Source organism: Arthrobacter sp. Hb9-2 (assembly GCF_059091165.1).
The window spans coordinates 46634-56928 of record NZ_JBNHGJ010000033.1; the positions used below are offsets into that span (position 1 = coordinate 46634).

The 10295-nt window shown below is 62.7% G+C and carries 4 protein-coding genes; 2 read left to right on the forward strand and 2 right to left on the reverse strand.

Translation table 11 applies throughout. The features are described from left to right. Positions 1 to 137 precede the first annotated feature (137 nt). Entirely contained in the window at positions 138 to 6602 is a 6465-nt protein-coding gene (gene proA, locus AC5RV1_RS16920) for an anti-phage protein ProA (protein WP_493995358.1), read from the forward strand. Positions 6603 to 6845: 243 nt separating this feature from the next. Then, on the forward strand, positions 6846 to 7928 hold the full coding sequence (locus AC5RV1_RS16925) for a hypothetical protein (protein ID WP_493995359.1): 1083 nt from the start codon (positions 6846 to 6848) through the stop codon (positions 7926 to 7928). A 1153-nt stretch (positions 7929 to 9081) separates the two neighbouring features. On the opposite strand, the gene AC5RV1_RS16930 is transcribed toward AC5RV1_RS16925, so the two are convergent. Together AC5RV1_RS16930 and AC5RV1_RS16935 are read right to left on the reverse strand one after the other, a co-directional pair. Continuing rightward, positions 9082 to 9582 carry a GNAT family N-acetyltransferase gene (locus AC5RV1_RS16930; RefSeq protein WP_493995360.1) on the reverse strand — a complete coding sequence of 167 codons (501 nt, stop codon included), beginning with the start codon at positions 9580 to 9582 and terminating at the stop codon, positions 9082 to 9084. Then, a partial coding sequence (locus tag AC5RV1_RS16935) for a PfkB family carbohydrate kinase (protein ID WP_493995361.1) occupies positions 9579 to 10295 on the reverse strand: 717 nt, incomplete at its 5' end. The genes AC5RV1_RS16930 and AC5RV1_RS16935, both read right to left, overlap by 4 nt.

Sequence of the window (10295 nt, forward strand, 5' to 3'; positions counted from 1 at the left end):
CCGTAACTTAGCGGTTTCCGGACCGTTGCGCGGCGCCAGGACCAGCAGACAGACAGGATTGTCAGCGCCGGATGCCATGATTGGTTGCATTGATTGAATGACGGTACTGATGGCGGTGCCGTAGATGGGGGAATTTGATGAGTCTGTCCAACCGCGAGTACGTGGGCCGGGCGCTTGAGGCCTTGGCGGTTGGTCTTGAGCCGTATATCGCAGGCGTGCTCGGCGAGGTAGCCCCCGGTGTGACCTGGACGAAGATCATTCAGCACAAGGACGAGAACGCCGGCCGGGCTGCGCAAACCTACGCCCCCACCGATCTCAGCCTGCAGCTGCGCATTATGACTGAATCCATGGGGTCACTTGGCTACCCCTTCAACCTCCCGCATGATGCGCGCAGCCACACCTCCGAGCTGCGCCAAGCGCGCAACCTTTGGGCACACAACGAGTCCTTCGACGACCCCGATACATTCCGTACCCTGGACACCGCAGGACGCCTGGCCAAGATTATCGGCCTGACCGGCACCCATAGCGAGTTGGCTTCGCTTCTAACCGAGTACCAGGACCGATCTGCAACGGACCGGGAACAACCGGAAGAAGACCAGCAGGCTCTGCCGGCCGCCGTCGCGCAGCCCGACCTCCCGGCGGCAAACTCTTCAGGTGAACCTGTGGCCCATGAACCGGCGGCATCCGCTGCCCACGTTGTGGTCGAAGTGACCACGGCAGATGCACTGAGCTACGCGATGGCGCATAACGGCTTCCGCTTCGTCAGGCAGGTCAGGATCACCAACGTTGGCGCGGAAATCCGTGGCGCCGTTGTTCATATCGAGGCGTCCGCGCTGTCGGGCCGGATCTCGGGCGACTTCCAGCAGTATGTGGACCTGGCCGCGGGCCAGACCATCACGCTCGATGACATCAATGTCCCAGTTCAGGCCGCCACCATGTATGAACTGGCTGACCGCCAGATGGGAAAGGTGCTGGTGACCGTCCAATCGCCGGGTGCCGATGCCACCGCGGCGGAGCTGGGCCGGGCAGAAGCGGACCTGACGCTCCTGCCCGCCCAGTTGTGGATTGCCGGACGGGGACTCGTTTCCTACGAGTTCCTGGCCGCGTACGCGCAACCGCACCACCCCAGCATTGCCAAGCTCATGTCCGAGGCCGCCGACATCCTCGTCCAAACAACGGGCAGCGGCAGCTTCGACGGGTACCTGGAAGACGGGGACCGGGTTGACCAGATCGTGTTCGCGATCGCCCAGGCCATGAGCGCCCGCGACATCCGCTACAGCATGCCACCGGCCAGCTGGGGACTGGAAGGCCAGCAGGTTCGCACGCCGGCGCAGGTCCTTGACGACCGTCTGGGCACGTGCCTCGACACCACGCTGGTCCTCGCCGCCGCATTGGAATTCTGCGGCATCCGGCCTTTGCTCTGGCTAGTGGACGGCCACGCCTTCCTCGGCTACTGGCGCGAGGAAGGCAGCCTCAGCACTGCGGCGTCCGACGACGTGCCCGAGCTGGTCAGTCTTGTCCAGCGAGGCTTTATTGGCCTCGTGGAAACTACGCTCCTCACCGGCAGTCAGCCGATCTCGGCGGCCGCACTCCGCAGTAGCCCGCTGAACCGCTATGTGGAAAGCGGTAATGACGAGATCAACGCGGTGACTGACATCAGGCGGGCCCGCCTCGATGGCATCTACCCGCTGCCTGCCCGCACCACCTCCGACGCCGGTACCCACACCGTGGTCAACTACGTCCCGGAAACCAAGACTGCGCCGGCGCTGCCAGAGAAGGCAACTTCCACCGGAGGAACCGCCCGGACAGCATCCGATGTTCCACCCCGCGTGGTCCAATGGAAGAACGCACTGCTGGACCTTAGCCTGCGAAACAGGCTCATCAACTTCACAGAAACGGCCCGGTTCCCACTTGCAGTGCCTACCGCTTGGATGGGCGCCTTCGAGGACCTCATCAGCAAGGGCACATCTGTCAGCCTGCTTCCGTCCAACCAGATCAGCGCCATCCACCAGGAGCGCGGCGTCCGCTTCGGCAAGGACCTTCCCCAAGACGAACTCGCGGACCTGCTCAGCTCCAAAAAGTCCGTGTTTGCCGAGGTCAGCGCAGACGGCTACAACGCCAAGATGCGCGGGCTCGCCTACAAGGCGAAGACCCAGCTGGAGGAAACCGGAGCCAATAACCTCTACCTGGCGATCGGCAGCCTGATGTGGGAGCTGGACGGCCGCGCGCTTCGGTCCCCGCTGGTTCTGGTCCCGGTGAAACTGACTTCCGCAGGAAAAAACGGTTTATACCGGGTCACACTGGATGAGACCGGCCAGTCAACGCCTAACTATTGCCTGCTCGAGAAGCTGGCCCAGTCCCACGACCTGCGCATCCCGGGCCTGGCCGAACCGGAGGAAGATGGATCAGGAATCGATCTGGACGCTGCCTTCGATGCAGTCCGGGCCGCCGTTTCGGCCAAGGGCCTCGCCTTCCGGGTGGAAAACACCGTGGACCTGTCCATGTTGCAGTTCGCCAAGTTCCGGCTGTGGAAGGACCTTGATGAGAACTGGAAGGAATTCAGGGCCAACAGCTTGGTCAATCACTTGGTCAGCACCCCCACGGAACTGTATTCAGACAGCGTTCCCGTCATGCCCGACGTCGACCTGGACGCCCTTGCAGCGCAGTGTCCAATACCAGCGGACTCGTCGCAGCTAGAGGCAGTCGCGTCTGCAGTCGCCGGCCAGACGTTCGTGCTGGAAGGCCCTCCGGGCACCGGAAAGTCACAGACCATTACCAACCTCCTGACCCGCGCCATTGTTGACGGCAAACGGGTTTTGTTCGTTGCAGAGAAGCGGGCAGCACTCGATGTTGTTCAAAGGCGGCTCGACGACGTCGGGATGGGGCCGTTTTCCCTTGACCTGCATGACAAAGGCAGTAAGCCAGCGGTAGTCAGGGCGCAGATCAAACACGCCCTGGAGCTGCGCCTGTCTGCGAATAAGCAGCAGCTGGAGACTGCCTCCACAGACCTTGCCTCAGCCCGGCGTGGAGTGGTCCGCTACGCCACCAACGTCCACGAGGAGAACGGCGCGCAGCTGTCCCTCTACAGCGCGCGGACCAAGGCGTTGACCTACGAACCTGATCACGCCACGGTTCCACTCAGCCCGGAGCTGACCGCGTCCTTGAATGATTCCACCCTGGAGTCGATCCGGCAGGTGTTGCGGGAACTTCCAGAGTTTACGGACCCCGTCCGTCCTGGACCTGATCACCCATGGCGGTTTGCCGCTGTCGCCGGCGGCGAGCAGCAGGAGCAGCAACTGCTGGCTCTGGGACGTCGCCTCAACGAGGCGCTGAACGCCTTGCGGCCAACGCCCGGACTGCCGTCGGTTCTGGACGCAGCGCAGACGCCGGCCGATGTCGCAACGCTCGCCACACTGCTGCAGGACCGGGACGTCCCGTTGGGGACCCTGGATGTGGTCCGCTCCAGCGACTGGTCGGTTAATGCTGAACAGCTGGAGAAACTGGTTACGGCCTTTGCGTCCGTCCAGCATCCGGGCCTTGAGCAGGTAGCGCCGGCGGCTATGGACCTTCCTCTGCCAGAAATTCTCGGCCGCGCGCAGCAGGCCGCAGCGTCCGGGTTCTGGGGACGCAAGAAGCGGTTGTTGGCAGTGGCTGCCGAACTGTCTTCCGTGCTTGTTCCTGGAGCTGAGATCCGCCACAAGGAGCTGGTGCCGCTGCTGGAGAAACTGGTGGCCGTCCAGGACGAGGTCTCCGGCCTGCGGGCAACGCGGGGCTCTTTGCCTGGGCTGCCTGCAGACCAGCAATGGAACCCGCTGACGCCGGACGCCCAAGCCGACCTGCGACACCGCATTTCCTGGCTCCGTTGGGCCGCGCAGGCGGTGCAGCCGTCTCCGGAGCCCGCAGTCGCGAGCTTCCAGAGCGAGCTCCGTAGGTTCCTGAAGGATGCCCCGGACGTCCACCAGAACGTTGTCGGCTGGCTGCGGGAGCTTTCCCAGGCCTGGGAAGAATTCCTGCAGATCCAAGGTATGGGCAGCGCTGACCTGCGTACGTGGACCGGCGAGCGGGGCTTCCTGGTCCGATGGTGGGAAACATCGGTGGCGCGGCGACTGGAGGCGGCGGGGTCGGTACCGCTGACGCGGTGGCTCGAGCTGGTCCGTCATCTCGAACCGCTGCGTGCCGCGGGGCTGGTGGACGCCCGTATTGCCATCCTCGACGGCGAGCTGGACGCCGACGACGCAGCAGCAGCCTTTGAACGCGGCTTGGCTGAAGGGTCGCTGGCTGAACGGCGCATCGCTACCGGGTTGGGCGACTTTGATGCCGCGGTGCACGAGCGCACCATCGAGCGGTTCACCACGAGGGCGGAAAACGTACGCGAGCTGCTCAAAACCAACCTCGCCGCCGGGGTTCTGCGCTCCCGGACGGTCTCGTCGTCGTCGACCTCCGGGCGTATGGGCGAGCTGCAACGGCAACTGACGAGGCAACGAGGTGGGTTGTCCGTCCGAAAACTGATGGAACACTATGCAGACCTCATCACGGGCATAATGCCCTGCACGCTGGTCAGCCCGGATTCGGTGGCGCGGTTCTTCCCTGCCAAGGCCAATCTGTTTGACATCGTGGTGTTCGATGAAGCCTCACAGATCCGGGTTGCCGACGCGGTGGGTGCCATGGGCCGCGGTGCGTCAGTGGTGGTGGTGGGCGACAGCAAGCAGATGCCGCCCACGTCGTTCGCCGAGATTTCCTCCGACGCCAGCAGCGACGGCGACGCCGAGATCTCCGTCGTGGAGGATATGGAGTCGATCCTTTCCGAGTGCGTGGAAGCGCGGGTGCCGCGGCAGTGGCTGTCCTGGCACTACCGGAGCCAAGACGAATCGCTGATTGCTTTCAGTAACCAGCAGTACTACGACAGCAAGCTTTCCTCGTTCCCGGGCCCGTCCCACGGCGCTGCGAATGCGGGTGTCCGCGGACATGGAGTGAACTTTGTCCGCGTGGATGGCCAGTTCCACCGCTCGGGACCATCCAAGGTCCTTCGTACCAACCCGGTGGAGGCTGCTGCGGTGGTGGCCGAGATCCGCCGGAGGTTTGATGCTGATCCGGCGGGGACTCCCTCCGTAGGTGTGGTGACGTTCAACTTGCAGCAACGTGCCCTGATCGAAGGGCTGCTGCGAGACACCGAGGATCCCCGTATCGTCACTGCCCTGGACGAGGATTTAGAGGGGCTTTTCGTCAAGAACCTCGAGAACGTGCAGGGTGACGAGCGGGACGTCATCCTGTTCTCTACGGGGTTCAGCAAGAATGACAAGGGATACCTGCCGCTGAACTTTGGTCCCTTGAACCGGTCTGGCGGTGAACGGCGCCTCAACGTTGCTGTCACCCGTGCACGCCGGCAAGTTATTGTCTTCTCCAGCTTCAACCCGTCCGATCTGCGCTCCGAGGAAACCAGCTCCGTTGGCATCAAGCACCTGCGGTCCTACCTTGATCTGGCCGAGCAGGGGACTGCCGCGCTGCCATACGATGGGCGCCGCGCTGCCAGCATCGACCTGCACCGGGAAGAGATCGCGGACGCGCTGCGGGACCGCGGTTTTGTTGTTTCTTCAGATGTGGGATTGTCCGATTTCAAGGTGGACCTGAGTGTTGCGTTGGCCGAAGATCCTTCCCGCCAACTTATGGCCATCCTGTTGGACAGTCCTGCTTGGGCAGCACGCCGGACAGCGGGGGACCGGGATGGACTGCCCCGGGATGTCCTAACGCGGATGATGCGGTGGCCCTCAGTGGAGCGTGTGTGGCTGCCGGCATGGCTTTCGGACAGTGAAGCTGTCCTCGACCGACTGGAACTTTCCTTGCGGGAAGCCGCAGGCGAGGTTTCGGAAGAACCGTCGGCAGAGCCGGATACCCCGGTTATCGCTGGCCCGGGAATCCTTGACGAATCCCACCGCGCTGATGCGGACGAAAGCTTCACGGACATCTTGGGCACATTGCCACTTTTCGAGGAGATCCGGAAACCTTTTACTTCGCCGTCGTCAGAACGTGTTGATGCCGGGGTTCAAATTTACGAACCGTGGACTGTCCAGAGATTTGGTAGCACCGACGTCCTTGACAGCCTGCACTCACGTCGTTCCATTGCTGCCGTCCGGGACGCCATCGGTGTTGTTGTCGCGGCTGAGGGGCCCGTGCACAAGGATCGCCTCGCAAGACTGGTGTGTGCTGCATTCGGCCTCAATAAGGTCAACGGTTCCCGTGCGAACTCCGTGCTTCGTCTGGTCGAACCGTCGGTTCACGTTATTGACGACGATGGCTTTGTCTGGGATGCCACGGTGGATAGGCGCGGTTGGAAGGCTTTCCGGCCGAACGACGCTGAGATCATCCGTAAACCGGAGCACATCAGCGTTGTGGAGCTACGGAATGCCATGGTGAATATCGTGGGTGCGACTGGCGGCATTGCGGTGGGTGAGCTGCATCGGGAAACGATTCAGACCTTCGGTGGGAAACGCAGGACCGCTGGCATTACGGCTCGACTGAATGAGGGGCTGCAGCACGCAGTGGAAACCGGGCATCTTGAACTACGGGGCGATACTGTACGACTGGCTACATCGCTGCTTTCGTAGGTCGGACGTTCGGGTTGTTGGGCGCGGCCACAGATGCGTTCTGTTGCTGCGACCAACTGGACCGGGAATTCTCGTGCGCTCCACGAGATCCAGCCGCCAACGAGGCAGGGATTGAGAATTAGAATTCTCTGGCGCAAACTGACGAATAACCGGCCATCGAGGTTTATTTATACGCTGTCGGAGAACGTCAACTGGACGACCTCCGCAGGGGCATGTCCGGATCATTCCACCGGAGGCGCCGCTATGAGTGACATATTGATTCGGCAGGGCGACGGAAGCTGGCGCGAGGCTACATATGCGGGATATGCCTTGGAATCGGATCTGCAGCGGATACTCACCCAGCATCCGGACCTGATCCCAGGGGTTAGCGAGGGTGCGCGGACATGCCGTGAGTTTCAGTCCGAGGCGGGCCCAGCGGACATCGTCGTTGTCGGTCCCGACGGGGACCTGACACTGGTTGAATGCAAGCTGGCGGCCAATCCTCAGGTCAGACGCGAGATCGTTGGGCAAATGTTCGACTACGCATCGCGTCTGTGGAAGATGGACGTTGACGATTTCGCAGCACGCTGGCAAAGCCGTACCCAGGAGTCCCTCTTCAGCGAAGACCCCGAGACCGGGATCCCCCTTCGAGAGGCGGTTGCGCGGAATCTCGCCGAGGGCCGGTTGAGGATCGTATTGGCCGTCGATGCGATCAACTCGCCCCTGAAGAGAATGGTCGAGTACCTCAACTTCATGTCCGGTCCAAACACGTCGGTTGTCGCCGTCGAATACTCGCGCCTCACTCAGGGAAACATCGAAATACTGGCTCCGCGCATCTACGGACAAGAACTGGCTGAAGTCCGGGCAGGAGCGAGCAGAACTGCCGCTGGCGACCTGGTGGTATGGGACGCCCGATCCTATCGTTCATGGCTCGAGTCGAATGACAGTGCGAGCATTGAAATCTTTGACTTGTTCATCACTGAAGCCTCTCGAGCTGAGCTAGCCTTCATCGGTTCGAGGAGTCCCACTCCGGCCGCTCATCTTGAGATCTCTAGCGCAAGCGGTCAGCAGCTGGGGAGGGTTTCGCTGTATTTTTATACCGGCCAACGCACATCCGTGGAGTTTGATTTCACCAGAATCTCCAAGATGTCACCTGAGGAGAAACCGGACTTATCAGTCCTGGATGAGTTCGTTGATCAACTAGGACAGGCTGCCGGGCTAGAGGAAGTGGCGGACTCGTTGCGCGCGACACAGTTTGCCAGCCGGCGGCCGAATGTCCCACTGGCACGGCTAACAGAGGAGTCCATTCGGCAGGCATTCATTGCCCTACGTGTGCTTAAGGGTTGACGGCCTAAATCGTCGTCTCAGGTGCGTCACTTCTCCAGAGGCAATGCACTGGTGCGTGTCACCGTGGCTAGCGGCCCACCGTCCATATCAACCACCTCGATAGCCTTCATATCCCGGTGCTGAAGTTGGAGGAGTCTGAAAAGGGCCCGGGCTGCGCTGTCGCCCAGCTCTGAGCCCTTCGGGTCAAACGGAGGGACTAGGAGTGTTATGGTCAGCGAACCTTCCTGTTTGGACGTCTGTCGTTGACAAGGCAGGACCAACCCGGGTTAGTGCCCGCGCACGTATCCTGCCAGGAGCTCACTCCGAAATGGGCCCGCGCATCTGCCTCTATCTGGTCTGCCCAAGCCTGAAGCTGCTCCTCTGACAGACGCGGTGGGCCTGAAGTTGGTGGCGGAGCCGGTGCCTTTTGTGTTGGCGGCGATACAGGAAAAGTGGGAGCAAGCGTATACGAAGCCGCTGCACTTGGGCTTGCATCGACAGCCGGGCCTGACGACGGTTCCTGCGGGTTAAAGATCCGCGAGAGGAGTGCCAGCCCAAGAAATATGCCGATACCCCAAAGCCACTTTCGTCGTGTCGACGTTTTCTGTTTTTCCAACGTGCCGTGCCCCCGCTTGCATTCCAAGCCCACCGGCATTGGCGGGTTTGCTGCGCCTAAGTGGTTCAATCATCTTCCGTTGAAGGCCTTAGTCGCTAGATGTAGCGCCATTTATCGACGGCTTATGTAGGTTCTGTCGTGCAGCCTCGACGGAACTAGCCGGAGGTGCAGGGCCGGCCTAGGTGCCGTGGCTAGTGATGCTGGCGTGGAAAACCATATATCGACGTGGCGTGGGCGCCGGTACGGCCGGTCTGGAACCCGGGCAACGCTGCCCGGGATGGCGCCCCAGGACTGTGCGGCTTTTGGCGGCAGGCTGTGGGGCGGCGGGTTGAGGTTGGCGTTTGGCTTGGTGAGTCGCGTCACCGCGCCCGTCAGCCAGAGAGCGACGTTGCATACCGCCCAGATAGTGCCGTAAAGACCATGGACGAAAAGGAAGGAATCCATATCAGGAGCCCGATTGGTGCGAGGAGCATACCGTGGCCCATTTGTCAGTTGTGTCTCGTTTGAGGTTCGGACGCTAGTTTCGACAGGCTCAACCCCTGTCCGGTTTCGACATGCTCAATCATCGAGCTCCAGCCGGAACACCCACAACAACACGTCCTCACCCGGCACGTACCAGTCCCGCTCGGGTGCACGGCGGAAGCCCAGCGACCGGTAGAGGCCGTGCGCGCGTTCCATAAATGTTGCGCTGGTGATGCTGATCGCGTCGATGCCGGCCAGTTGCCGTGCGTGCTCCACGATCTCGTGCACCACGGCCCGGCCCACGCCGCCGCCTTGGTGCACCGGGTCCACCGCCAGCATGCGGAACTCCAGCTCCCCGTCCTCGGCAATCTCGCTGTACGGCTGCCCGGCGAACGTCAGCGTCACCGCGGCCACCACGTTCCCGGCAGCCTCCGCCACCCACACCTGCGCATGCTCGGCGCGGTGTTCCACATCCTCCAGCACGCTCATGTACGGATGGTCCGCTGCGAAGTGGCCGGCCCGCAGGTACGCGTCTCGGGTGATGCGTCGGACCTCGGAGAAGTCCGACGGTACCGCGCGCCTGAAAACGACATTCACCGCGCACCCTCAGCAACGGCAGTACGCTTGACGTAGTAACCCAGCTGTGCCAAATCCGGCTGCGATGATGCATCGCCTACGGCGTCCCCGCCCACGCCATTGGCCACGGCCAGCGCGTGGGCGTAGTCCAAGCCCTGCCGCAGGGCCAGGACCAGGGCGGCGCAGAACGCATCCCCAGCGCCCACTGTGTTCGCCACCACCACCGCAACGGACGGTGCCTCGGCGACCTTCCGGCCGTGCTCGAACACTGCCGAGCCGTCCCTGCCGTACGTCACCGCCACCAGCTTCGCCTCCGCGAGGGCGGGAATCAGGGCATACTCACTCTCGTTCACGATCACCAGGTTGCACCGCTCCAGCAGCTCCGCCGGCAGGTCCATGGCCGGCCCGGCGTTCAGCACGAAGAACCCGGTGTGCCGCCGGGCGGCCTCCAGCACCACCGGCAGCCCCACCTCGAGTTGGCATAGCACCGTCTCCTCCGGGCCGAACTCAACCCCGTCCAGCGACAGGCTTGAGTTGGCCCCCGGGCACACCACGATCTGGTTCTCACCGTCGCCGTCGACCACAATCAGCGCCGTCCCGGTCGGCTCCGGCAGGACGGCCACGTCCGCGGTGTCCACCCCGGCAGCCGAGAGCGCGTCCAACATCCGCTGCCCCTGGGCATCACTGCCCACCGAGCCAACGAGGCGGGCACTCCCGCCCAGCCGCGCAGCTGC

Excerpts from the sequence above, each read along its gene's own strand:
- proA (WP_493995358.1), top strand. The coding sequence starts at position 138 with ATGAGTCTGTCCAACCGCGAGTACGTGGGCCGGGCGCTTGAGGCCTTG.
- AC5RV1_RS16925 (WP_493995359.1), top strand. The coding sequence starts at position 6,846 with ATGAGTGACATATTGATTCGGCAGGGCGACGGAAGCTGGCGCGAGGCT.